Origin of the sequence: Beijerinckia mobilis (genome assembly GCF_000745425.1) — a bacterium.
GTDB lineage: Bacteria > Pseudomonadota > Alphaproteobacteria > Rhizobiales > Beijerinckiaceae > Beijerinckia > Beijerinckia mobilis.
Map to the genome: position 1 here is coordinate 110,502 of NZ_JQJH01000006.1, position 23,993 is coordinate 134,494.

Annotated in this window: 19 protein-coding genes and 1 pseudogene; 9 read left to right on the forward strand and 11 right to left on the reverse strand. The window is 58.2% G+C overall.

Annotated features, from left to right (window positions below; translation table 11 throughout):
* Nucleotides 1-503: 503 nt before the first annotated feature.
* The 4 genes from DL88_RS08180 to DL88_RS08195 all read right to left on the reverse strand — a co-directional run bounded on the left by DL88_RS08180 (nucleotide 504) and on the right by DL88_RS08195 (nucleotide 4,206).
* On the reverse strand, nucleotides 504-1,475 hold the full coding sequence (locus DL88_RS08180; protein ID WP_034994545.1) for a 2-hydroxyacid dehydrogenase: 972 nt from the start codon (nucleotides 1,473-1,475) through the stop codon (nucleotides 504-506).
* A 168-nt stretch (nucleotides 1,476-1,643) separates the two neighbouring features.
* Complete coding sequence (locus DL88_RS08185) at nucleotides 1,644-2,435, reverse strand: ABC transporter permease (RefSeq protein WP_051955745.1); 792 nt, start codon at nucleotides 2,433-2,435, stop codon at nucleotides 1,644-1,646.
* Nucleotides 2,432-3,220, reverse strand: a complete 789-nt coding sequence (locus DL88_RS08190) for an ABC transporter ATP-binding protein (protein ID WP_034994546.1) — start codon at nucleotides 3,218-3,220, stop codon at nucleotides 2,432-2,434. The genes DL88_RS08185 and DL88_RS08190 overlap by 4 nt, the downstream gene beginning before the upstream one ends.
* On the reverse strand, nucleotides 3,217-4,206 hold the full coding sequence (locus tag DL88_RS08195) for an ABC transporter substrate-binding protein (protein ID WP_051955763.1): 990 nt from the start codon (nucleotides 4,204-4,206) through the stop codon (nucleotides 3,217-3,219). Before DL88_RS08195 ends, DL88_RS08190 begins: the two co-directional genes overlap by 4 nt.
* 417 nt (nucleotides 4,207-4,623) lie before the next feature.
* Between DL88_RS08195 and DL88_RS08200 the strand changes: the two genes are divergently transcribed.
* Complete coding sequence (locus DL88_RS08200) at nucleotides 4,624-5,448, forward strand: creatininase family protein (RefSeq protein ID WP_034994698.1); 825 nt, start codon at nucleotides 4,624-4,626, stop codon at nucleotides 5,446-5,448.
* 13 nt (nucleotides 5,449-5,461) lie between these two features.
* Here DL88_RS08200 and DL88_RS08205 read toward each other — a convergent pair whose 3' ends face one another.
* Both DL88_RS08205 and DL88_RS08210 read right to left on the reverse strand, forming a co-directional pair.
* A complete protein-coding gene (locus DL88_RS08205; protein WP_051955746.1) occupies nucleotides 5,462-5,914 on the reverse strand; it encodes a GNAT family N-acetyltransferase in 453 nt (150 codons plus the stop codon).
* Nucleotides 5,915-6,043: 129 nt separating this feature from the next.
* Nucleotides 6,044-7,648, reverse strand: coding sequence for an OpgD/OpgG family glucan biosynthesis protein (locus DL88_RS08210; protein ID WP_034994549.1), 1,605 nt, complete (start codon nucleotides 7,646-7,648; stop codon nucleotides 6,044-6,046).
* Between the two features lie 928 nt (nucleotides 7,649-8,576).
* Between DL88_RS08210 and DL88_RS08220 the strand changes: the two genes are divergently transcribed.
* The 3 genes from DL88_RS08220 (at nucleotide 8,577) to DL88_RS08230 (ending at nucleotide 12,797) form a co-directional block, all read left to right on the forward strand.
* On the forward strand, nucleotides 8,577-9,707 hold the full coding sequence (locus DL88_RS08220; protein ID WP_034994552.1) for a type III PLP-dependent enzyme: 1,131 nt from the start codon (nucleotides 8,577-8,579) through the stop codon (nucleotides 9,705-9,707).
* Nucleotides 9,708-10,084: 377 nt separating this feature from the next.
* Nucleotides 10,085-10,681 (forward strand): GNAT family N-acetyltransferase, encoded by a 597-nt coding sequence (locus tag DL88_RS08225; protein ID WP_169741548.1) that lies wholly within the window; start codon nucleotides 10,085-10,087, stop codon nucleotides 10,679-10,681.
* 685 nt (nucleotides 10,682-11,366) lie between these two features.
* A complete protein-coding gene (locus DL88_RS08230; RefSeq protein ID WP_034994701.1) occupies nucleotides 11,367-12,797 on the forward strand; it encodes a homospermidine synthase in 1,431 nt (476 codons plus the stop codon).
* 193 nt (nucleotides 12,798-12,990) lie between these two features.
* Here the strand turns inward: DL88_RS08230 and DL88_RS08235 are convergent, their stop codons facing one another.
* The 3 genes from DL88_RS08235 to DL88_RS08245 form a co-directional block, all read right to left on the reverse strand.
* Nucleotides 12,991-14,622, reverse strand: a complete 1,632-nt coding sequence (locus tag DL88_RS08235; protein WP_156971001.1) for a hypothetical protein — start codon at nucleotides 14,620-14,622, stop codon at nucleotides 12,991-12,993.
* Nucleotides 14,623-14,930: 308 nt separating this feature from the next.
* Nucleotides 14,931-16,292: an ABC1 kinase family protein gene (locus DL88_RS08240; RefSeq protein ID WP_034994556.1), complete on the reverse strand. Its 1,362-nt coding sequence runs from the start codon at nucleotides 16,290-16,292 to the stop codon at nucleotides 14,931-14,933.
* Between the two features lie 222 nt (nucleotides 16,293-16,514).
* Nucleotides 16,515-17,477 (reverse strand): class I SAM-dependent methyltransferase, encoded by a 963-nt coding sequence (locus DL88_RS08245; RefSeq protein WP_034994557.1) that lies wholly within the window; start codon nucleotides 17,475-17,477, stop codon nucleotides 16,515-16,517.
* A gap of 374 nt (nucleotides 17,478-17,851) precedes the next feature.
* Between DL88_RS08245 and DL88_RS08250 the strand changes: the two genes are divergently transcribed.
* The 4 genes from DL88_RS08250 (at nucleotide 17,852) to DL88_RS08265 (ending at nucleotide 22,064) form a co-directional block, all read left to right on the forward strand.
* Nucleotides 17,852-18,307 (forward strand): hypothetical protein, encoded by a 456-nt coding sequence (locus tag DL88_RS08250; RefSeq protein ID WP_305953015.1) that lies wholly within the window; start codon nucleotides 17,852-17,854, stop codon nucleotides 18,305-18,307.
* A 444-nt stretch (nucleotides 18,308-18,751) separates the two neighbouring features.
* Entirely contained in the window at nucleotides 18,752-19,111 is a 360-nt protein-coding gene (locus DL88_RS08255; protein WP_245270700.1) for a hypothetical protein, read from the forward strand.
* 221 nt (nucleotides 19,112-19,332) lie between these two features.
* Entirely contained in the window at nucleotides 19,333-20,376 is a 1,044-nt protein-coding gene (locus tag DL88_RS08260) for a ligase-associated DNA damage response exonuclease (protein ID WP_034994559.1), read from the forward strand.
* Nucleotides 20,373-22,064, forward strand: coding sequence for a cisplatin damage response ATP-dependent DNA ligase (locus DL88_RS08265; RefSeq protein WP_034994560.1), 1,692 nt, complete (start codon nucleotides 20,373-20,375; stop codon nucleotides 22,062-22,064). Before DL88_RS08260 ends, DL88_RS08265 begins: the two co-directional genes overlap by 4 nt.
* Nucleotides 22,065-22,198: 134 nt before the next feature.
* On the opposite strand, the gene DL88_RS08270 is transcribed toward DL88_RS08265, so the two are convergent.
* Both DL88_RS08270 and DL88_RS08275 read right to left on the reverse strand, forming a co-directional pair.
* Nucleotides 22,199-22,966, reverse strand: coding sequence for an RES family NAD+ phosphorylase (locus tag DL88_RS08270; RefSeq protein WP_034994562.1), 768 nt, complete (start codon nucleotides 22,964-22,966; stop codon nucleotides 22,199-22,201).
* Nucleotides 22,926-23,309 carry an antitoxin Xre-like helix-turn-helix domain-containing protein gene (locus DL88_RS08275; protein ID WP_034994564.1) on the reverse strand — a complete coding sequence of 128 codons (384 nt, stop codon included), beginning with the start codon at nucleotides 23,307-23,309 and terminating at the stop codon, nucleotides 22,926-22,928. The genes DL88_RS08270 and DL88_RS08275 overlap by 41 nt, the downstream gene beginning before the upstream one ends.
* A 124-nt stretch (nucleotides 23,310-23,433) precedes the next feature.
* Here DL88_RS08275 and DL88_RS08280 point away from each other — a divergent pair.
* Nucleotides 23,434-23,880: pseudogene (locus DL88_RS08280) on the forward strand (ATP-dependent DNA ligase); the annotation flags it as partial.
* Nucleotides 23,881-23,993: the final 113 nt, after the last annotated feature.

A 23,993-nucleotide genomic window follows, 5' to 3' on the forward strand; every position in this document is an offset into this window, starting at 1 on the left:
ATTACGCCAAGTACCCATCAGCGCCATCGGCCCGATGTTCAACCGGTATCGAAAGCGCCTCGGATCATCTTGAAGGGTTACACCCCCAAAAGACAAGAGGTGTTCACAAAAGCCTTGCCCCGAAATGAGCCCGTTCAACCACAAAAAGCTTCGCTTTCGAAGATACGCCAGAGATGGAGCAGCTTCGCCCATCGAAACCAGTCGATCGTATTCCGCGATCCCTCTCACCAGGCGCTTGTCCAGTCACAGAATCGCAGGAACAAGTCCAGTCTGCGAGTATCTTGCAACCATTGAAGATACCGCGCTACCAAAAGGCGATGAGTCTGGCTCATCGCCTTTTGGTCCTCACGACTGCGGGATCGCGGCACTCATGCCGTCTTTTCGTGCCCCCTCAGACTTTCCGGAAATGCCTCCCTATTTCTGTTTGATGCTTTGAATATCGGGGTCAGCTTTCCCGGGGCAGCAAATCCATACACATAGGAGGACGCGGCAATGGCTTCCGATCATGCCGCATTCGGCGGCCAAGGTGTCTCGGCGACCGGAGTCACCGGCCCCCGCCCCTGTGCGAAGGAGACCATATTATCGACCTGGAGCCGGCTCATCGCATCGCGCGTATATTGAGAGGCGGAGCCAACATGCGGCAGCAGCACGCATTGCGGACAGTCGATCAAGGCCTGGGGCACATTGGGTTCATCTTCAAAGACATCGAGTCCGGCAGCCAGTATGGTTTTGGCCTCCAGAGCCTCGATCAAGGCGTCCGTATCGACGAGCGATCCGCGCGCGACGTTGATGAGAATGCCGTTGGTCCCAAGCGCCTGCAACACCTGCGTATTGACAGCATGATGCGTCTCTTGTGTCGCCGGCGCGATCACCATCAGAATGTCGCAGGCTTGCGCAAGGTCGAGCACATTCGGATAATAGGCGTAAGGAGCGTCCTCATGCTTCTTGCGCGCGCAATAGGCGAGGTCCAGATCGAAGGCGGCAGCACGTTTGGCGATGGCCTTGCCAATCCGGCCGAGACCGAAAATACCCATTCGCCGCTCGCGCAAGGTTGCTGTCAGCGGGAAATTACCTTGATGCCAATGTCCCGCCCGTAGAAAGGTGTCAGCTTGCGGGATTTCACGCACCGTCGCCAGCAACAGACCCATGGCGAGATCAGCGACTTCATCGCTGAGTACGTCCGGAGTATTGGTCACGATGATGCCATGGGCGCCCGCCCAGGCGGCATCGATAATATCGTAGCCCACCCCATAATGCGCGACGATCTTCAGATTGGGAAACCGGCTCATCATGGCGCCATCAATCCTGCCGGAGGCATAACTGGTCGCAAGCCCCTGCACCCTGTCCCCGACCTTATCGATCATAGCCCGCGGATCGGCCGCTTCCCAAAGCTTGTGAATCGTCAAGACGCGGGAAAGCCCTTCAATCACGAGATCGGGCAGACGGGACGGCAAAAGAACTTCGAAATCAGCCACAATCGGCTCCTCTCACAGGAAACGATGATCACGGGCCCGATGCCGGTTCACCAGCATCAGGCCAGCAAGTGAGGCCCCCTTTGAAAAAGGAGCCTGTTCGTGAAACATTGAGCACCGTCCAGGATGCTCGCTCCGTATGACGCCTGTTGGCTACCGGGGTCACAATCATCAACGCTCAGACGAGCGCGCGCTCTCATGCCAATGCCGCAACAACAGGCGCGACACTGCCGACAGAAGGAAAAAGATCGTAATGCCGGTGAGCGATATCAGCGTAAGACCGGCAAACATGCGCGGTATGTTCAAACGATAGCCAGCCTCGGTAATGCGAAAAGCCAATCCCGCGCCCTTCCCCGCGGCGCCCGCCGCAAGTTCGGCAACGATCGCGCCGATCAGCGCAAGTCCGCCGCCAATCCTGAGCCCTCCAAGAAAATAGGGCAGCCCGGAGGGCCAGCGCAGCCACCACAGCATCTGCGAGCGCGAGGCCCCGTAAAAGGTGAAGAGATCGACGAGCATACGGTCGGTAGCCGCCAATCCCAGCGATGTATTCGCCAGAATGGGAAAGAAAGCGACGAGAAAAGCACAGGTGAGGACCGCGCTATCGGCATCGAGATAGATGACCAAAAGCGGCGCGATGGCGACGATGGGTGTCACCTGCAAAATGATGGCGAAGGGCAGGAAACAGCGCTCCGCCCACGGCCATCGCGCGAAGCAGAGTGCGAGCAGAACGCCACCAAGGGTCGCCGCGAGAAAGGCGCCAAAGGTGATTTCAACCGTGATCCACAAAGCCGGAAACAGGATCGCGCGATCATTATAGAGCGTCGCGACGATCAGCGACGGCGCCGGGAGAATATAGGGCGGAATGGCGGCGACACGCACGATGGCTTCCCAAAGGCCGAGCGCTGCAAGAAAGACGAGAAGCGGCGGAAAAAATCCCGGCAGACGTGACAACCAATGCCTCATACCCGCGCCCCGCTCGCGTACTCCAGCGCCCGCGTCACCTTGCGGCAATAGGCGAGATAGGTTTCGCCGAGCCGGAAGTTTTCATCCCGCTCGAGCGATGCATCGATCGCAATTTCCTCGACGATGCGTCCGGGCGCTGCCGCCATCACCAGAATGCGCGAGGAGAGATAGACGCTCTCATAAATCGAATGGGTGATGAAGACGAAGGTCGTCCCGAATGTCTCGCGAAGGCGCAGCAGATCATCATTGAGACGGAAACGAGTGATCTCGTCGAGCGCGGCAAAGGGCTCGTCGAGCAGCAGAAGAGCCGGATCCCGCACGAGTGCGCGGGCGATGGAAACCCGCATACGCTGACCGCCGGACAATTGGTTCGGATAGGCCTTCTGAAAATCCGAGAGCCCCACCTGAGCGAGAATAGCCTCGATCTTCGACCGTGTTTCCTTCCGCCTCTGGCCGATCAAGCGAAGCGGCAAAAACACATTGTCGAAGACATTCGCCCAAGGCATCAGGGCCGGTTCCTGAAAGACGAATCCCATATCACAGCGGCTGTCGGGCCCAACAGTCTCACCCCGCTCATGCGTCAGCACGCCAGAGGACACAGGATCCAGCCCGGCAATCAATCGCAGCACGGTGGATTTGCCGCAGCCGGAAGGTCCGAGCAGCGTCACGCATTCCCCCTGCCGGACTTCGAAGGAAATGTCCCGCAGAGCCTCCGTCCCATTGCGGTAGACTTTCGATACGTCCCGCAGGGAAACGAGTATGCGTGCGGGTTCATTCTGCATCATGGCGTATGCGGCCGCAGATCGAGGCCCACACCCTTGTTGATGAATTGCAACGTGTAGGCTTTTTTGTAATCGAGATCGGGCTTGAACAGGCCAGCCTGCACCATTTTGTCGAAAAAGCTTTTGACGCGCGCGTCATTCATCGTCCCGATGCCGGATGTCAGGGCATCGCCGGAATCGACGATCCCGCGCGCCCGCATCTGCTCCACGGAATAGGCGAGCTGCGCGTCTGTAATTTCAGGATTATCCCGTTTGATGAGCGCATTGGCCGCATGATTATCGCCATAGAGATAATGATACCAGCCGATGATCGAGGCTTCGACAAAACGCCTGACGAGATCGGGCTGCTTTTCAATCAGATCACGCCGCACCTCGATCGTCGTCGAATAGGAATCATACCCGTGATCAGCCAGCAGGAAGACATTCGGCTTGAAGCCGCCTTTCTGTTCGATTTCGAAAGGCTCGGAAGTGACATAGCCCTGCTGGATGGAGGTCTTGTCGGCGAGGAACGGTGCTGAATTGAAAAGATAGGGCCGTACATTCTCTTCCCGGAAGCCATAGGCGATGCGCAGCCATTGAAACATCGAGACCAGAGCCTCACGCCCGATGAAGGCGGTGGCCTTCGGCAGATCCTCCCAATGATCGCGCCCCTGACCTGGATGCGACATCAAGATCACAGGATCCTTCTGGAACAGGGAAGCGACGGCGACGATGGGAATGTTGCCCTGCACCGCATCGAAAGCCTCGATCAGATTGGCGCCGAGGTTGAATTCCACCTTGCCTGCCGCAAGCAGCAGGCGATTATTGGCCTGTGGCCCTCCCTGCAGAATTGTGACATCGAGACCGTAACGTGCATAGGTTCCATCCGCGCGGGCCTGATAGAATCCTCCATGTTCGGCCTCGGCAAGCCAATTGGTCGCAAAGGTCACTTTGTCCAAATGGTCGTATGGCTGCACGCCATCGGCCGCCCATCCACAGCCGTCAACCATCACAATCAGGAGGGTGATGAGGACAATCAATCTTTTCACGCCTGCTGTCCCCTGCAACATCAATTGGACTATCGAACCGGTAGCACATCCTCTTCGGCGCGACGCGGTGGGCGGTTCTCAGCGAAGAGTAATCGATCTTCTTTATCGCAAAAAAGGTGCGGTTGGAATGCTCGGCTTTCGCTCGACCTTCACTTGGTCTTTACTTGATCTCTACTTGACGATCTCTAATTGGCCTCGTTCCTCTTTATCCCTCAAGATCCCTCATGGGCTTTCAGGCGGCGTCTGGTCCGGGCGTCCCCCCTCTTGCGCAATCATCGTTTCGGCTAGATGCTGGACACGCATCCTGACGCGCTGGCCTCAAGATGCGCCAGTCTTCCTCTTGAAGCCGAAGCTTCAGTCAATGCCGAGCGCGATATGATGCTGCCTACCCGTTTCTGGGCTGAAATGACGTGGACCGATTTCCAGTCCTATCCGATGCATGACGTCATCGCCGTGCTGCCTGTCGCCGCGACGGAACAGCATGGGCCGCATCTACCGCTGGGTGTCGATACATTCCTCCTGGAAGAATATATTGCCCGTGTCGCCACGAGATTGCCGGACGATCTGCCCGTCCTGTTTCTGCCCGTGCAAAATTGCGGCCTGTCCGTCGAACATATCGATTTTCCGGGAACGCTCAGCCTGCCGCCCGATCTCCTACTGCGCGCCTGGACGGAACTCGGCACCTGTGTCTACCGGGCCGGCTGCCGCAAACTCGTGCTCGCCAATGCCCATGGCGGCAATGTCGCCCTGCTCGACATGGTGGCGCATGAATTGCGCGCCCGTCTTGGTCTCTTCGTCGTCATGGCGACGATGCACCGTTTCGGCCTGCCCGACGGCTTGTTTTCCGACACGGAGAAGCGCCTCGGCATTCATGCCGGCGATATCGAGACCTCACAAATGCTGGCGCTGCGGCCGGATCTCGTCAGGCGCGAGGCGCTCGCTGATTTTCCTTCCGCCAGTGAGGCGCTCGAGCGGGATTTCACCTGGCTCAGGACCGGCAGGCCGACCGGTTTCGGTTGGATGAGCCAGGATCTTTCACCAAGCGGCGCCATGGGCAATGCCGCGGCGGCAACAGCCGAAAAGGGCGAATGCTGCTTCGATTACGCAGCGACCGCCTTCATCGAATTGCTGCAGGATGTCGCCGCTTTTGATCTCGCCCGGCTCGGTGAGCCACCGGATGCGGACACTTTGCCGCTTCCATGATGATCGTGCAGCTTCAGCGCCTGATCCGCAGGGATTTCTCAAACCGCAGCGCCGTTGCGCCATCTTCGTAATAATCATCGATTCTATCGAAACACTCAAAGCCAGCCTTGATATAGAGAGCAATGGCTGGCTGATTCTCGGCCCGCACTTCCAGCCTCATTGCCGTGGCGCCACGGCGCCGCGCGGCCTTTTCACTGGCTTCAAGGAGCGCGCGCCCCAGCCCCTTGCCATTCCATTCCGGGGCGATGGCGAGCGAATAAAGGCGCGCAAAAACAGAATCTTTACGGAAGGCGACGAGGCTGTAACCGGCGAGTTCGCGGCCCTGCGTCGCGACCAGCATTTCGACGCGCGGCGAGGCGATGTAATCGCGCAAGCTACGGCGCGACAACCGGTCATAGACGAAGACCTTGTTTTCGATCGCTTCCAATTGATCGATATCGGCGCGTTTCGCCTTTCTAATACCCACACCGATTCTCTCAATACTGCCGAGAGCGCTTTCGGAGGTTTCCGAAAGCGCTCTGTCAAAAAACAGACAGCATTTTCAATGCCTTTGAAACGCGAAGCGATTCCGTCCAAAGGGAAAATGCTCTGATTGTTACGGCGTCCAGCTATAGACCCACGTCTCCGTCAGCACACGCGGACCGGAGCGCAGGAAAAGCCGCAAATCAGCCGTCTGGCCTGGTTCAAGCACGACATCAAGCGCCGCGCGAAACCCTTTGATCATCGGATCCGGCATCAGGAAGGTCCGCATGATCTGTCCATTATTAGTGGAGGCCACGATTTCGACCTGCGAGGGATCATCGAGATAATAAGCGAGATCACCGCCGGCGAAATCAACCAGGAACCTGCGGGAGTTGGCGACCACCGGTTCCGAGGAGCCAAGCGCCCGGGCGATTGTCTGGAAGGTATTGACCACGCGGCCGTTTGGCGACAGCCGCGACGCATCGAGATAGGAGGTGATTGTATAGCCGTAGGAAAAAGGCTTGCCAGGATCGAGACTGTCGCTGGGCATGAAGGAGGCGACGATATTGTCGTTCGTCTCGTCGGATGTCGGCAATTCGAGCAGATCGATATGGCCGTCACCCCAATTCTCGCGCGGCGTGACCCAATAGCTCGGACGCGACTGATAGGAGAGTTCGAGATCCTGGTAATGATCGAAGGTCCGGTCGCGCTGCATCAGGCCGAACCCACGGAAATCCCGAGCGGGAAAGGAAGTGACTTGCGCCGTTGGCGGATTACGCAACGGCCGCCAGAGCCATTCGTCATTGTTGGTATGGATCTGCAAACCATCGGAATCATGCAGTTCGAAACGGAAATCGTCCTTGAAACGATGTTCGTTCTCGCCGGCCAGGAACATCGAGGTCAAAGGCGCTAGACCAAGCTTCACGCCCGTCTTGCGCATGAAGAGAGTCGTGGAGACGGCAACCTCGGTGTTCTGTCCGGGCCGCAATTCGAATCGGAACGCCCCAGTCGCCGCCGAACTGTCGAGCAGGGCATAGATGGTCGCATGATCGCCCTGGTCGCGCGACGCTTCGATCCAGAATTCGCGAAAGAACGGGAATTCCTCATGATCCGTGCCATTGTCGACGGCAAGCCCGCGCGCTGAAAGTCCCCAGCTCTCGCTGCGGCCGACGAAGCGGAAATAGCTGGCACCGATGAAGGAAATGATTTCATCGGAGCTTTTCGGAGAATTCAGCGGAAAATAGAGCCTGAAGCCGGCAAATCCCAGATTGACAGGGAGCGGCTTGTCGAATTTGGCGCGGCCGTAATCGAACAGATTGGCGGCATAGGGAATGGGCGTCGGAATGCCGTCGCGAATCGTATTGACGATCACCGGGCGCTTATAGAGATGACCCAGATGGAACAATTGCATCCGGAATGCGCTCTGCGGCGAGAGCTGGAACACTTTATCCGGCCGGTTCTTGATGTCCCGCCAGGTGTCGAAGTCGAGCTGCGCCAGGGCATCCGGAAGGCTCGGCGGACGGGCATCGAAAGGTGCCGCGGCGAGATCGCGGGCGCGGCGGACGACATCGTCAAATTCGAAACGCGACGGTGGCGTTGATGGCTGCGGCGCGGCTGAGGCATTGTTATTGGCGGCGGCAGCAAGATGAGGCGCTCCGAAGCTCAGCAAGGCCGTGGAAGCGGCAAAGCCCTGAACGAAACGGCGACGAGGGAAATCAGCCGGAGGAAATTCTGCCATGGGGATGAACTTGCAAGTCCGAACGGAGGGAAAGGCACTGGGCAAGCGTTGCGGGAAAACGCTCGTGGGAAATGCGGGGAGCAGACCGTGCAGGCCGAGAAAAACCCCCAGCCTAAAGAAGATCCTGCTGACAATGGATATGCAGGACATCGAGCCCGTCCATCGCACGAAGCTCGAAACTCCTGGGGGAAGCAGCCATGCTGCTTTGCCTTTATAGCGAAACAATGTCCGCCATGACCGAGATCGAGAGGTATCGAGCTTTGCCGTAAGCCGCAAGCATTTCATACGGCGGATACGTGCATGGCCGCAGAACCTCGCTGATCAGGATCAGCGCAAGCAATGACACGAGGCATGGATTCGCCTGATCTTGCCGGCGGCACCCATTCGCAAAGTATTTTTTTCAGAAAGTTCTTGTGTTTCTGCACGAATCGCTTATGTTTGCGCTTGCCCAAATCGCACGTGCCTGTGGTCGTGGTCGATTGATGGAGAATCCGGACAAGAGGCCGGTGCACCATCACTAAAGGATCGACAGCCGGAGGCGAACCGGCGAACCCCGCCAAACGGGGGACGCGACTTAAAGCAACGACGGACCGGGCTTTTTCGTCTCTGTCAGCCTCCAAAGCTGACTTACCGAAGAGGCTTGTCTATCTTGCCGGGTGTGCGGAAGGGAAATCTTTCCATTCCAATCGAAGGCTCTATTTTCCTGCAGGCGTTTTATCGTCTGTGATCGGAATCTAGTGCCCCAACGGCGCAGCATCTGACTGCTTGGCGGTCTGCGTGATTATTCGCGCGGAAACGTCCTGCTGTCACGTATGGCGGGTCAACTTTGCGCGTCCGCGTCTCCACAGCGCGGCCGTGGGAGCATCGCCATGCACCCCGAAGCTTATTCTTCTGGCGTGTTCCGCACGCCCTTCGAAGGGATGCCGCGATGACCGATCGCATTCAAGAATTTCTCCGCTCCCGCACGGAAGATGGCCCTTGCCTCGTCCTCGATCTCGACGTCGTGCGTGACAATTACAATGCCTTCAGCAAGGCGCTGCCGGATACGCGCGTCTTCTATGCCGTGAAGGCCAATCCCGATCCGCAGGTGCTTGAGCTGCTTGCGGGCCTCGGCTCCTGCTTCGACACCGCTTCCGTGGTGGAGATTCAACAGGTTCTCGCCGCCGGTGCTTCGGCCGACCGGATCAGCTTCGGCAATACGATCAAGAAAGAGCGTGACATCGCCCGCGCCTATGCGCTCGGCGTGCGCCTGTTCGCGGTCGATTGCGAGGCCGAGGTCGAGAAGATCGCCCGCGTTGCTCCCGGCTCGCGCGTGTTCTGCCGCATCCTTTGCAATGGTGAAGGCGCCGAATGGCCGCTTTCCCGCAAATTCGGCTGCGCACCGGAGCTCGCCGCCCGTGTTCTGGAGCACGCCCACCGGCTCGGCCTGCAGGCCTATGGCCTCTCGTTCCATGTCGGTTCGCAACAGCGCAACCCGCTGATGTGGGATTCCGCCCTGCGCTCCTCCGCCGAGATCTTCCGTGATCTCGCGGAACGCGGCATCGTGCTGCAGATGGTCAATCTCGGAGGGGGGTTCCCGACGAAATATTTGCGCGACGTGCCGGCGGTGAAAGCCTATGGCGAGGCGATCTTCAACTCGCTGCGCAAACATTTCGGCAACAAGATCCCGGAAACCATCATTGAGCCGGGTCGCGGCATGGTCGGCAACGCCGGAATCATCGAAGCCGAAGTCGTGCTGATCTCCAAGAAAGCCGACGATGACAAGGTGAAGTGGGTCTATCTCGACATCGGCAAGTTCAATGGACTCGCCGAAACCATGGACGAGATGATCCGCTATCCGATCAAGACCGCTTTCGACGGCGATACGCTCGAACCCTGCGTGCTTGCGGGTCCGACCTGTGATTCCGTCGACGTGCTCTATGAAAAAGACCCCTATATGCTTCCCGTCAGCCTCGAAATCGGTTCGAAAGTGCTGATTGAGGGAACCGGCGCCTATACGACCATGTATTCCTCGGTCGGTTTCAACGGCTTCCCGCCGCTCAAATCCTATGTGATCTGAGTTTCTCCAGGACCGCCTACCGGTCCTGGAAATGGAATAATCTTCCAAAATCCGGCGAACCATTGCCATCATCGTGAGTTTGCGCCGGACGATAGGGGATTTCCGAATCATTCATTCGGAATCCTTATGATGAGACGCCCCTTCTTTTGAACCGCAATGGGCGTCTAGAACACTTCCACTTACCCTTTCCAGTCCCGAACGGCTGGCACGTGCATTCCACGCGCCGGTACGAGGGTCGTCACGCGCAATCTGGCCCCTTCGCCGGGCCATGGAGGCTTATGATGACCTCGCTCCTCCTGAACGAGTGCCTTTTCGACAAAACTCCGCAGCAATTTCCGTTCCCCGGATTTGCCGGCTTTAACCCCGCCAGTCTCGAGATGTCATCGACGATCGTGATCGACGACGAACGTCCGGATGAGGTCGTGGCGCGCGAAGCCCTGCTCGATCAGGCCTTTGGCCAGGCACGTTTCGAAAAGACCAGCGAAAGGCTCAGGGAGGGGCGCTATCCAGCGATTGGCCTGTCGCTCGTCGCCCGAGAAGTGACCAAGGATGGTGAGACGCTCGTCGGCACGGTGCGGCTTTGGCACGTGCTTGCTGGCCTCGTGCCCTGCCTGCTGCTCGGCCCGCTCGCGGTCAGCGGGGAACATCGCTCCCTTGGCCTTGGCGGCAAGCTCATGCGCGAGGCAATCCGCCGCGCGAAAGATCTCGGCCATGCCGCGATTCTCCTCGTCGGCGATGCGCCCTATTATGCAAAGTTCGGCTTTTCGCCGAATTTGACGACAAGACTTGACCTGCCGGGCCCGGTCGATCGGGCTCGTTTCCTGGGTCTCGAACTTTCCGACGCGGCATTGGCCCAAGCGGAAGGGCTGGTGCTGCCAACCGGTGCGCTTCTCTTCCCCTTTGCAAACGATCTGCGTTTCGGAACCTCGCTCCCGCCTGCCCTCGCACCCTCCGATTGGCAGCAGGCGGCATGACCGGTGGCCACCGGTCGCGCGCCTGCTGCCCGGCCCGCGCGAGCGTCGGACTTTCAGGCTCGATCCTTTCCGATGCTCTCGTGAACAAGCACCAATTCAATCCGAAATGACAATGATCTTTCGGACTGGTGTCCAGGCGGCAGGCGCGACGATTTCATTGGCTCGCCTCCAGATTCCCGGAACGGCACACGATTAACCGCAACCGCTCTACCAAGTCTCCTTGATGCGAATTGTTGGAATCAAGGAGAACCGGCGCAAAGCCACCGTCCCATCATCGCCGAGGCCATGTCTCAATGAGTCCTTCTCATCGAGACAGAGTATTGGATTCTGCTTCCCGCTCTTGCATAAGCGAACCAATTTTCCGCGCCTTCTGCATTGACAGAACATACTTCAGGTCGGGCGTTTGCGGATCCATTTGCGATGCTTCCGGCTTCCTGAACCGATCCTTTCCGATCGTCATCGCGCTTGCTTAAACGTGGTTCATCTTCATGAACCACGATATACAGACGATTGCTCCGGACGCCTGTCCGGATCTGGCCAATGGAAAGATGCGCTACACTATAATCCTGTAAAGGAATGGCCGCTTTCCGGCCGGAGACTCGAATGTCTCGGCCATTCTGAGCCCGCTCTCATGGTTTCAATGAAGCCGATGCGCAAACCGCATCGCATTCTCTGGAGATCCAAAATGTCGCAATGGCCCGTGCATGCCAAGATTACAGGTCCCATCGTCATGATCGGCTTCGGTTCGATCGGACAAGGCATGCTGCCGTTGATCGAACGTCACTTCGACTATGATCACGCCCGTTTCACCGTCATCGACCCGCGCGAGAAGCATAAGGAATTGCTTGACGAGCGCGGCGTCCGCTTCATCCAGAAAGGCGTCACGCGCGAGAATTTTGTCGATCTCCTGAAGCCGCTCCTGACCGAGGGCGGTGGTCAGGCCTTTTGCGTCAATCTCTCCGTCGATGTCTCCTCGGCCGCGATCATGCGGCTGTGCCGGGAAGTCGGCGCACTTTATGTCGATACGGTCGATGAACCCTGGCTCGGCTTTTACAGTGACCCGCGTCTCACCCTTTCGCAGCGCTCCAATTACGCATTGCGCGAGGAGGTCATGGATCAGAAGCGCGCTTTCGGCAAAGGTCCGACGGCGGTTTCCTGCTGCGGTGCCAATCCGGGCATGGTTTCCTGGTTCGTCAAACAGGCCCTTTTGAATGTAGCGGCCGATACCGGGCTCGATGCGACACCGCCGACAAGCCGCGAGGGATGGGCAAAACTCGCCCAGACAGTCGGTGTCAAAGGCATTCATATCGCCGAGCGCGACACGCAACGCGCCAAGACGCCGAAGCCGATGAATGTCTTCGTGAACACATGGTCGGTTGAGGGTTTCATCTCGGAAGGATTGCAGCCGGCCGAACTCGGCTGGGGCTCACATGAGAAACATATGCCCCCGGAAGGCAAGCGACATGATTTCGGTCCCGACTGCGCAATCTATCTGATGCGCCCCGGCGCCGGCACGCGTGTGCGCTCATGGACACCGACAGCGCGCGCCCAACACGGTTTTCTCGTCACGCATAATGAATCGATCTCGATCGCCGATTATTATACGGTGCGGGACAATGGCCATGTCGTTTATCGGCCGACCTGCCATTATGCTTACAGGCCAGCGGATGATGCAGTCCTCTCGCTCGATGAAATGGCCGGCGCGCAATGGCAGCCCCAGCCGCAATTCCATATTCTCGATGAAAATGAAATCGTCGACGGCATCGATGAACTCGGCGTTCTGCTCTATGGCCATGCGAAAAACGCTTATTGGTATGGTTCTCAACTCTCCGTCGAGGAGACGCGCCGCATTGCGCCCTATCAGAATGCCACTGGTCTTCAGGTGACCTCCGCCGTTCTCGCCGGCATGGTCTGGGCTCTGGAGAATCCGAACGAAGGCATTGTCGAGGCAGATGAAGTGGATTTCCAGCGTTGTCTCGAAGTCCAGCGCCCCTATCTCGGCCCGGTCATTGGTGAATATACGGACTGGACGCCACTCGTCGATCGCGCCCAATTATTCGCAGAGGATCTCGATCTCGACGATCCCTGGCAGTTCAAGAATGTGATCGTGCGCTAAACGAAACCAATTCCGCGGGCTTCGGGAGGAAACTCATGAAGCCCGCAGCAATCCGCGAAACGCACAAACAAAACCCCGCTTCTGAAAGAAGCGGGGTTTTGTTTGTGACGAATTCGTCACGAATTACCATCAACAAAAAGGGCGGAAGATTGCTTCCGCCCTTTTCCAAATCAGATCACTGATGATGCTTCGATTAGAAAGGATAGTAACGCAAGCTGGTCATGATGATGCTGGTATCGGCCTTCGGTGTTCCGCCGATGCCCGCATAACCGGTTCTTTGCGTGTAAGAATATTGGACGCCACCCTGGAGACGACCGAAGCTGCCGCTGTAGAAATTATCCCAGAAACCGGCGGCCAGCGAACGCATCGAACTCGTCTGATTGCTGCAGAGCGAAGAGCCGACGATGTTACAACCGGAATTGTTGTAAAGCGGATTGCCGATACCGTAGGGCGTGCCATTGGAACTAAAGCTGTAGCGCGGCGAGAGTTGCTGTTCCTGACCCGCGTAGACGTAGAAGTCGAGGGTCGGCGTCGCATGCAGGATCGCGCCGGCAAGCAGCATGACTTCGGGATTGGCGGTCAATGTGCCATTGGCCTGGATCGCGACGTCCGGCAGACCGGAAGCGCCGTAACGGCCGATACCGCGGCCGGCGAAGCCGGAGAACTGAAGATCAAGAGTCTTCGGAATGGCGGGAACGATGATACCACCGCCACCACCCCAGCCGGTGACGTTGCTCTTTACGCCTGTGGCAGTGTTGTAGCTGTAGAAGTTACGATAGATACCGAAACCTTCGATATGGATCTGACGATCCCCGAGGACCGGTTCCCAGGCCACTTTGCCGATGAAATCCGGAATGTTGTTGAGCGACAATTTGTTGACGTTGTTGAAGCCACTGCCGCCAGTAATATTATAGGCGATATTGCCGGGATCGTTGCCACCAAAGGTCGTCTGCGGATTTTCCATCGAAACACCGATGAACAAATCCTTGCCGAGATCCTTGACGAGGCGCAATTGCGGCTGGCGAGCGAAATTGAAGCCCGGCACATATTGCGCATCAATGACCATCGGCGGCTGTTCTTTGCGCGGCGACATGCCATGGGCATTCAGCGTCATCAAAGACCAGCTTTGTCCAAACAGCCCGTGCAGGCCATATTCCTTGAAATCCACCGTCGCATACATATTACGGATACGCGGCTGGAACGAGTCGGTCTGGTTCAGGTTGGCACTTTGGGCAGCGCCGAGCCAGTCCATTTCCACATAGCCACCAAGGTGAATGTCCTTGTTGATGTCACCCTCGACAAGGAGGGAGAAACGGCTATGACGCTCGGTGAGACGGTATTCATTCGTATGGCCCGTGGCGACGTTACCGTAAGGGATAGCACCCCAGGACGTGTTGAGATCGGAAGCCTGGTTGCGGCTGCGGAAGATGCCGTCGAGTTCGAAGAAGCCGCCGGGCGTGATCGTCAGGCCTTTGTAATAAATCTTGTCAGTGCTGATCAACGTACCATCAGGCGCGCGCAGCGAATGATCCGGTCCGAATTCGACGGGAACATAATTATGGGCGGGGGAAGCGCCACCAACGCGCCCCGCATGTTCGCGCGGATTGACCGGATGGACGGTCACTTTATGGACCTCAGCCGCGGTCGCACGCTCACGGCGATCCTGAACCGCAAGCTGATGTTCCAATTTCCGTAATTGCGCTTCGAGTTTTTCGATCTTGGCGGCCATGGCCGCATCTTGCGCATGCACGGGCGCGGCAAGGAAGCTTGCCAAGGCACTAGACGCACAAAGCGTCAAGGCAAGGCTTTTAAGTCGAGAGTGCATGTGAGAACGCGTCCCTGATCCAACGAAAGATAGGGGTGCGTTTACCGGCTCAGCTTAACAGTAGGATGAATCTTTTATGACAGAAAATTGACAAGCCCAAGCTTGCCCGAAGCACGGCCTAAATCCGCCACGAATTTGCCATGAGACGAATCGTCCTAAATCAACGCATGCCGCCTTGGAAAAGTTTCCTCAATTTCTTTTGATTGAACGAAGAAAATTTCTTCAGGGCAAATTATAAAATAATTTTTAATAATTTTCCAGCCGCTTGAATTCATTCAATGCTGCACAGGAATATGATGCACTAGGGCTCACGCGGGTGGTGGTAGCCCTGCCCGGGCAAGCGCTTCGGCTTGCCGGCGTTCGACCGTCTTCCTGTCGAAATCCGCAAGCGCTTCATTGAACAACCTGTAGAAATTGAGCTTGGCACCCAGATGGAGATAAGCGCCTCCGAGACCAACCGCCGCCCGATCCATGAAGACGAATTCCTGAGGCACGCGCACGCCGCCTTTCTTGCGGAGCGCCTGATGCACCGTGAAAGCCTCCTTGCGTCCGTATTGAGCTGGCGAGACGCCATCAGCGACAGTGCGGACGCGATCGTCGAGCAGAGGCCCATACATGAATTTCGCCCAGACGTTCAAAATCTCGACGATTTCGCGGGAAAGGCCCTTGAAGCCCCAGATTTCATAGGCGTGAACCGTCCGTTCGAAATCATGGGTGAGGAAGCCTGTATATAATTCCCGGACACCATCGATGAAACCTGCCCGGAAAATCCGGATACATCCGTAATCGAGGAGGTTGATACCTCCGGGCTCACCACCCTCATCGAAAACCGCGTAATTACCGAAATGCGGATCCCCATGAATGACTGCATAATGGATGAAGGGAACCCACCAGGCGTTGAACATGGCCGCGCCGATCCGGTTACGGATCTCCTGCGGATGCCGGGTGAAGTCGAGCAATTTACGGCCATCAAGCCAGTCCATCGTCAAAAGACGCCGGGTCGAGAGATCGCGATGTATGCCCGGTACCCGCACCTCGCGGCGATCCCGCAATATCTCCTTATAAAGTGCGGCATGGCAGGCTTCACGCGTGTAATCGAGTTCCTCGCGCACACGCTCTGAAATTTCCTTCACGATGTCGCGTGTATCGATTGCGGGATTCATCCGCCGGTGCATGGCGAAAAGAATCTCGAGCTGCTTGAGATCGGCCTCGACCGCCGAGGCCATATCCGGATATTGCAGCTTGCAGGCGAGCATGGTGCCGTCCAAGGCCCGCGCCCTGTGCACCTGCCCGAGCGAGGCTGCCGCCGCCGGATGCAGGTCGAAGGCCGCGAAACGCTTCTGCCAATCTGGGCCGAGCTCCCCTTGCATACGCCGCTTGACGAAAGCCGCTCCCATGGGCGGCGCCTCGTTTTGCAGCTTCTGCAATTCCTCGACATATTCAGGCGGTAGAATATCGGGAATCGTCGCCATCATCTGGGCGACTTTCATCATAGGCCCCTTGAGCCCCCCGAGCGCAGAGGCTAGAGCCCGCGCATTTCCCTCACCCGCACCCTTCGCTCCGGTTAGGCGCGCGCCGGCGATCCGCGCCGCAACACCCCCGACATTGACCCCGACCCGGGCATAACGCGCTGCGCGCGCGGTAAAGCGATTCGCTTCATTATCCTGCATGAGAGCCCGGTTCTGAAATTGCTCTTTAGAAACAACGATCGATGAGGGAGCAAACGGCCAGTTTGCCGACTGTTCCGCAAAATGACCTTTCGGTGGATCCGTGCCTCATATAGGCATTGGAAAGACCATTGGAATATCAGGCGGTGCACGACGATTGAAGCAGGACGTTACCGCGCCGCCGCCTCCAGCCTTCAAAAAGAAGCGAGATCACGCACGCACGCCTCACGCCCGCACCGCCATCAGATACCCTGGCATGGGGCGCCCGGCATCCTCCCGAGTCGCGACATCCTCTTTCAGCGCGAGGGTCAAACCCGTGGCCGCGATCACCTCACGCAGGTAGGATTCGGCGTGGGAAAAACGCAGATCGGACCCAATTTCATAAGGCGCACCCTGAGAAACTGCTTGAATATCCGCTTGAAAACTCCCTTGCGCCGCCTGCACGGTGAAGAGAAGGGTGCCACCCGTTTTGAGGGCCCGCCGGGCAGCACGGAAAACCGGTGCGAGATCACCAATATAGACAAAGACATCCGCCGCGATGATCAAATCGGCTTGCGCTTCCGGTTCGGCAGCCAGAAAATCCTCGAGTGCGGCGACGGCTAGACGATCGTAAATCCCTTTTTCCCGCGCGGCCTCGACCATGCGCGGGGAAAGATCGACGCCGGCAAGAGACAGCGCGAAATCCCTGAAGGCAAGGCCTGCGAGACCGGTGCCGCAGCCGAGATCGAGCACCCGTCCGGCCATGCTGCCGCCCGATCGTTCCTTGCTTAACCTTTCCCAAGCCCGCCGCAGGAGCAAGGGACCGCGATAGTTCAATTGCTGCGTGAGATGCGTATCAAAGGTATCTGCATAATGATCGAAAAGGCTGGCGACGAATCGCGGTGAGGCCGCAGCCGGCGGCGGCACGCCGAGCCGGCCGAGGTGCAGTGCAGCGCCGAGTTCATCGGAGGGATCACAGGCAAGCACGCGCGTATAAGCCTCAATGGCATGCGCGCGATCATCGCACCGCTCATAGATTTCACCCAGCAGAAACCAGGCAGGTGCAAAAGTCTCCGCGAGTTCCAACGTCTGCAGGACGAGATCACGTGCGGCATCAAGATCATTGTCAGCGGCGGCGGCTTGCGCATAGGCGAAGCGGCGATCCGCAAGATAATCCCCGCTAGACCGCTGGGCTTTCAGCAAGGCCATTCATTGCCTCTTGAAACGAATGAAATACCATCACGCGCTTTCGTCACATTCTCTCTCTGGCTCTCTCTGGCGCGTCAGGATCAAAACGCCCACAAGATCCTGGAGCCATTGCGAACGGAAAAGATACAGCGCGCGTTTCAAACTCTCTGTAAATCTTTCTTCCGAATATCTTCAGGATAGTCGCAACGCTTAATCCTCAGCGTCATTTTGGCGTTATTCCCGGGGACTATCCGGCATCCATTCGTATCGCTTCAATTGATTACGGAATCATTCACACCAAATTCAGCGTCGAATCCCTATCTTGAGACAATAGAGATATGCGCCCCGGCGGCATCCTTTCCGGTCCCGCCCGGCCCGTTTCGACGGGAGGCGCCATGCTCGAAAGGACGATCATGCTTACCAATTCACCCCCCTTTCTCAAACCCTCTCTCAGGAAAATTGCTGCACGTGGCGCGACGGCGTTGATGCTGGCTCTTGGGGTGGCAAGCGTCTCCCTGATCGATGCCGCGCCTGCCGCAGCCCAGCGGGGGGGCTGGCATGGCGGCGGCGTCGCTTGGCGTGGCGGCGGTGGAGGGTGGCATGGCGGCGGCGGGTGGCATGGTGGCGGCGTAGCCTGGCATGACGGCGGCTGGTATGGCGGCTGGGGGGCTCCGGTAGCGGCAGGCGCCATCGGTGGTCTGGCCCTCGGCACAGCCATCGGCGCGGCGGCCGCGCAATCCAACGCCTATTACGGTTATGGTGGCTATGGCGGCTGCTATCCGCAGCGTCAACCTGTCTACAATACCGCAGGCTATATGATCGGCTATCGCACGGTCAGCGTCTGCCGCTGATCGCATCGAGAGCATCCAAAGGCTTGAGCCGAAAGACTCTCGCCACCTGCCTTGCATCGGCTCCGCGACATCGGAGCGCCAATCAGCATCACAAGCCCGTCATGCGCCCGGTAGGCCGGAACGCGTGACGGGCTTTTTGTTTTCTGGATGGGATGCATCACCACGTCTTCAGCGCGACGCGGAAAGCCAGAGTCGGAGGCTGCAGGCACAAGCCGCATGAATGGCCAGATGAATGGCCAGTCGGATGAATCCTTTCTAAAAAGTTACCTCACAGGCTTTTTATCTGTGGGGTGCTGAAACTCTTTTTCATCAAAACCATTTTAGAGTTTGTCTGTTGCGTAGTCGCAACAGCGCCCCCCTCGCGCGAAAAACCACGGAAATCCGGAAATTGTGCCTTCGCATGACGATTTCAGAGGGAAGACGATGATCAGAAAACGAGAGTCTTTGGGACGAAAATTCCTTACCGTGACGATGGCCGGTATTTCTCTCGCCTGCCTGGGGGCGGCCGTCGTCGCGGCTCCGGTGCCGGTCCTTCCAATCCCCGCCATCGATGTCGCGCATCTCCCGCAGATTCTGCAAAGAATTGCCTTCTCGCAAGAAGCGCCCGCCGCCTCGGAGCCCAAGCTCATTACCGGCCGCAGCGTCGCCAAGGTGGCCAGTCGCTATGCGCCGCTCGGTGAAGGTCCGTCTTTGCGCCTGTCGCGCGCGGGTCACGGCAATGAGGAAGATTGCGTCACCATCTCGCAAGTCACCGGCCCCGATGGCCGCATTTATGTGACACGCGGTCTGGTCTGCGCCGAGTAAAACCCGCCATATCCGCAACAGATCTTTGCAAAACAGAAAAGCCTCTTTTGCAAAGGTCTTTGGTGTGAGTTCATTTCCCTCAAAACACATTGCTGGATCGAGCCGGGCACGGGGAAACCGCCGCCCCCTTCGGGCTGCTTGAAAGGTGCTGCCGATCCATTATTTTCACAACATTCTCCCTCCTTACCCTTTCCTCACCTCATCGGGAGAGGCAGCCGCCCATGCGGGCTTCCGATCTCCTCGCCACAACTCCGGCTGGCCTTTATTGCGCGCTCGGCGATTTTCACATCGATCCGACCCGTGCCGTGGCGCGCGCCCTCATCACTCATGCGCATTCCGATCATGCAAGGCGCGGCCACGGCAAGGTGCTAGCAACGGCTGAAACCCTCGGCCTCATGGCCCTGCGCCATGGCGCCGATCATGCCGGGGCCACTCAGGCCCTCGCCTATGGCGAGACGCTCGATCTCGGTGGGGTACAAATCAGTTTTCACCCAGCCGGCCACGTTCTCGGCTCGGCGCAGATCCGACTCGAGAAGGATGGGTTCATTCTCGTGGTGTCCGGCGATTATAAGCGCGAGCGCGACCCCACCTGCCCTGCCTTTGAACCCATCCGCTGCCACACCTTCATCACTGAGGCGACCTTCGGCCTGCCGGTGTTTCACCACAGAAACAGCATGGGCGAGATCGAAAGGCTGCTCGCCTCGCTGCATCTGTTTCCGGAGCGGCCGCATCTTCTTGGCGCCTATGCGCTCGGCAAGGCGCAACGCTGTCTCGCGCTTCTGCGCGAGGCAGGCCATGCCGCGCCCATCTTCCTGCATGGCGCGGTGGAAAAACTCACAAGCTTCTACGAACAGACAGGGCTCGACTTCGGCAGAATCGAAAAACTCGATCCCGCCCGCCGCAAGGAGACGAAAGGCGCAATCATCCTCTGCCCGCCCTCGGCGCTCGGCGATCCCTGGGCGCGCAAATTCGATGATCCCGTTCTGTCCTTCGCCTCCGGCTGGATGCGCATCCGCGCCTTCGCGCGCCAGCGCGGCGTCGAACTGCCGCTCGTCATTTCCGACCACGCCGATTGGGATGGGCTTCTGACGACGATCAGCGAAACAGGCTGCGAGCAAGTGCTGGTGACCCATGGCGAGGCCGAAGCCCTCGTGCATTGGGCGCGAGGCCGCGGCCTTTCCGCCGAACCTCTGCATCTTCTGGGCTATGGCGACGAGGAGAAGGAGGACTCCACCTCCGAGCCATCTGGAGATGGTTCGGCGTGAAGGATTTCACCCTTCTGCTCGACCGGCTGAGCTACGAACACGGGCGCAACGCCAAATTACGCATCCTGTGTGATTTCTTCGCCCATGTGCCGGACCCCGAACGCGGCTATGCTTTGGCGGCACTCACCGGCGCTTTGCAGTTCAAACAGGCCAAACCCGGCCTGTTGCGGGCTTTGATCGCCACACGCGTCGATCCGGTCCTATTCGATCTCTCCTATGATTTCGTCGGCGATCTTTCCGAAACCATCGCTCTGCTCTGGCCCGCGCCACCTTCCGACACACGGCCCGGCTCCAACCATCCACCACTTTTGCTGTCGGAAGTCATCCACGGTCTTTCCGGCGGCAAGCTCGATCTGCCGGGGCGGATCGCCGCCTGGCTCGATGCGCTCGACGAGACCGGCCGCTGGGCTTTGTTGAAACTCGTCACCGGCGCTTTGCGCATTGGCGTCTCGGCACGGCTCGCCAAGACCGCGCTCGCCGATTACGGCGGCAGGCAGGTCGATGAAATCGAAACCGTCTGGCATGGGCTTGCCCCTCCCTATCTCGATCTCTTCGCCTGGCTCGAAGGCCGCGAGGGCCGGCCGGATGCGAAGGATCCCGCCCCGTTTCATCCCGCCATGCTGGCCCATGCGATCGAGGGTCAGGATTTCACGGTTTTGAAGCCGGAGGATTTCCGCGCCGAATGGAAATGGGATGGTATACGCATACAAGTCGTCATCGGCCAGGATGATCATGGCGCGCGGGTTACGCGGCTCTATACACGCACGGGCGAGGAAATCGCCCATACATTCCCCGATCTCTGCGCCGCGCTCGATCTCATTCCCTGCGACCGTTTCGCCCTCGATGGCGAATTATTGATCCTGCGGGCAGGCCGCGTTCAGCCCTTTTCCGTCCTGCAACAAAGGCTCAACCGCAAAGTGGTGAGCGCGAAACTGCTCATTGATTTTCCCGCCCATATCCGCGCCTATGATCTTCTGTCCGAAGCGGGCGAGGATCTGCGCCCCCTCCCCTTTCAGGAACGCCGTACCCGGCTCGAAACTTTTGTCTCCAAAGCGCAATCCGACCGTCTCGACCTCTCGCCGGAAATTCCCTTCACCACTTTCGAGGATCTCGCTGCTGCCCGCGCCAATCCCGCAAGCCATGGCGCGGGCGAGGACGCCGAGGCGATTGAAGGCGTGATGCTGAAACAGGAGCAATCGATCTATGTACCGGGCCGCCCCAAAGGCCTCTGGTACAAATGGAAACGCGATCCCTTCACCATCGACGCCGTGCTCATGTATGCGCAACGCGGCCACGGCAAACGCTCCTCGCTCTATTCCGATTATACTTTCGGGGTCTGGCGCGGTGATCCGCAGGCAAGAGAGGGCGAGGCGCAGCTTGTGCCCGTCGGCAAGGCCTATTTCGGCTTCACCGATGAGGAATTACGCCAGCTCGATCATTATGTCCGCGCGCATACAGTGAACCGCTACGGCCCGGTCCGTGTCATCGACCATGGCAGAGATGAGGAAGGCGCAGTCAAAGGCCTCGTGCTCGAAATCGCCTTCGAGGGCCTCAATAGATCAAGCCGCCACAAATCCGGCCTCGCCATGCGCTTCCCGCGCATCAGCCGCATCCGCTGGGACAAGCCCGCCGCCGAAGCGGACCGGATCGAGGCGTTGGAAGGGTTGTTGAGGGGAAAGGTGGGTTAAGGGTGTGTTATCCGGATTTCATTGATCACAACAAGGTGTAATCAATGAGACGCAATGCCTTGAGATGCCTTGTAATTGTATTCTATCAATAAGTGACAGCCCGTCATGTTTCATATCTTCGCGGAATGACATGGCTAACGGTCCCAGTTGAAAGTCGCAATCCGGGGATCTGCCGCGAAAGCGTCTTGATCGAAGCCGATGCGCATCTCCGGGAATTCGCAGATGGCCTGGATGCCCGATGCGCTCAAGCGGATACGCCAGGTCTGTCGCTCAATAGGCCGGGGCAGAGCAAAGACCCGGCAAGTGAGAAGGGCCAGATTGAAACCCGTCGGCACATCACGAACCGAATGGTAGCGGATGATGTCGATGGAGGCTGAGCGCGCGGCCTCCGCGAGACTTTGTGTTGCCGTATAATCCGTGAGGTCGGTCCAGCGTCCGCGCTCTTGTTCGAATGGTGCGACGGTAAGATCCATCGCTCGTTCAGTCCTTACCGAAGCGGCAAAGGCCATATATTCGCCGGGATCCGACGGCCAGGGAGTACGCGGCGTTTCCGCGAAAAATAGCAAACGGTAGAAAGCCATTTCGGCTACAGCCGTGTGGACCTCTTCAGCAGCATAATAGACCCCGGGAGTCCGCCCGGCACGGCGAAAACGCGATCCATGCGGATAGAGTGCTCCATATCGGAATGGTGTTGAAAAGAGATAATCAAGATGCCGACATTCAGGCGGGAGGGCGGGCTTTGTTTCCTCGATCAGTTCCTCAAGAAGGGTTTGCTCCTCGAGCGTATCGACGAGCTTAAGCGTCGATACGCGATACTGGGCCTCGACAAGCCGCCAGCATCGCCCCTGATAGACCCGCGCCTCAGACGATAGCGCGCCGGGCATCCAGATAAGCGATGGCATCGACGATTCCCGACACGGTTTGAATTTTATCTATCGGTTTCCCACCCAGCGCAATGTTGTCGTTACGCAGCCAAGCTTTGGCGACGGTATCATCCCCACCGACGATCGCATCAAGCGAACGGTAAAGCCGCACCAAGAGGACGGCCAGTTCGAATGGCTTCGTCCCACGCTCCAGATCAAACTCACCCTTTTTCAAGCGCGACACCGTAGGCTCGGACAAGCCGACAATAGCGCCCAGGACCCTGGCCGTCAGACCAAGGTGCTCGGCGGCCCGCAGCACCGCTTTCGCGAGAACTGGCCCTTCTGCGGGGGGGCTAGCCTTGTGAAGCTGCCGGTTTGTCATTGATCCCGCCTCCCAACTAAAGAAAGAATAGTATATTTTCTTTTCTATAGAAAGGAAAATGTGGGCGGGTTGAACTTACGTTCCGCTGGCTCAGAGTAGCGTACGAAGTGGCTATAAGTTTAAGATACTGAAACAAGCGCAATCGATCTATGTGCAGGGCCGCCCAAAGGATCTCTGGTACAAATGGAAACGCGATCCCTTCACCATCGACGCCGTGCTCATGTATGCGCGACGCGGCCATGGCAAACGCTCCTCACTCTATTCCGATTATACTTTCGGGGTCTGGCGCGGCCATCCGCAGGCGAGAGACAGCGAGGCGCAACCGGTGCTCGTCGGCAAGGCCTATTTCGGCTTCACCGATAAGGAAGGCACAGTCAAAGGCCCCGTGCTCGAAATCACCTTCGAGGGTCTCAACAGAACCAGCCGCCACAAATCCGGCCTCGCCATGCGCTTCCCGCGCATCAGCCGCATCCGCTGGGACAAACCCGCCGCCGAGGCGGACCGGATCGAGGCGTTGGAAAGGTTGTTGATGGGTCGAGAGAGTTATGCGGCACTTGTCGACTTCGAATGATCAGTCCTTAGATTTCTCAAGTGGGCCGAAAGCGGACGGGCGGCTTGTGACATCGGAACTCACCGAAGGAGACATTCGAACCGCCGGCCCTCCACGGCCCATGCTGACGGCCT

What these genes read in the sequence shown, in the direction of transcription:
- DL88_RS08250 (WP_305953015.1), top strand. Translation starts at nt 17,852, where the DNA reads ATGCTCGAAAGGACGATCATGCTTACCAATTCACCCCCCTTTCTCAAA.
- DL88_RS08210 (WP_034994549.1), bottom strand. Translation starts at nt 7,648, where the DNA reads ATGGCAGAATTTCCTCCGGCTGATTTCCCTCGTCGCCGTTTCGTTCAG.
- DL88_RS08240 (WP_034994556.1), bottom strand. Translation starts at nt 16,292, where the DNA reads ATGCAGGATAATGAAGCGAATCGCTTTACCGCGCGCGCAGCGCGTTAT.
- DL88_RS08200 (WP_034994698.1), top strand. Translation starts at nt 4,624, where the DNA reads ATGCTGCCTACCCGTTTCTGGGCTGAAATGACGTGGACCGATTTCCAG.
- DL88_RS08260 (WP_034994559.1), top strand. Translation starts at nt 19,333, where the DNA reads ATGCGGGCTTCCGATCTCCTCGCCACAACTCCGGCTGGCCTTTATTGC.
- DL88_RS08270 (WP_034994562.1), bottom strand. Translation starts at nt 22,966, where the DNA reads ATGCCATCGCTTATCTGGATGCCCGGCGCGCTATCGTCTGAGGCGCGG.
- DL88_RS08220 (WP_034994552.1), top strand. Translation starts at nt 8,577, where the DNA reads ATGACCGATCGCATTCAAGAATTTCTCCGCTCCCGCACGGAAGATGGC.
- DL88_RS08190 (WP_034994546.1), bottom strand. Translation starts at nt 3,220, where the DNA reads ATGATGCAGAATGAACCCGCACGCATACTCGTTTCCCTGCGGGACGTA.
- DL88_RS08245 (WP_034994557.1), bottom strand. Translation starts at nt 17,477, where the DNA reads ATGGCCTTGCTGAAAGCCCAGCGGTCTAGCGGGGATTATCTTGCGGAT.
- DL88_RS08235 (WP_156971001.1), bottom strand. Translation starts at nt 14,622, where the DNA reads ATGCACTCTCGACTTAAAAGCCTTGCCTTGACGCTTTGTGCGTCTAGT.
- DL88_RS08230 (WP_034994701.1), top strand. Translation starts at nt 11,367, where the DNA reads ATGTCGCAATGGCCCGTGCATGCCAAGATTACAGGTCCCATCGTCATG.
- DL88_RS08185 (WP_051955745.1), bottom strand. Translation starts at nt 2,435, where the DNA reads ATGAGGCATTGGTTGTCACGTCTGCCGGGATTTTTTCCGCCGCTTCTC.
- DL88_RS08225 (WP_169741548.1), top strand. Translation starts at nt 10,085, where the DNA reads ATGTCATCGACGATCGTGATCGACGACGAACGTCCGGATGAGGTCGTG.
- DL88_RS08275 (WP_034994564.1), bottom strand. Translation starts at nt 23,309, where the DNA reads ATGACAAACCGGCAGCTTCACAAGGCTAGCCCCCCCGCAGAAGGGCCA.
- DL88_RS08195 (WP_051955763.1), bottom strand. Translation starts at nt 4,206, where the DNA reads ATGGTTGACGGCTGTGGATGGGCGGCCGATGGCGTGCAGCCATACGAC.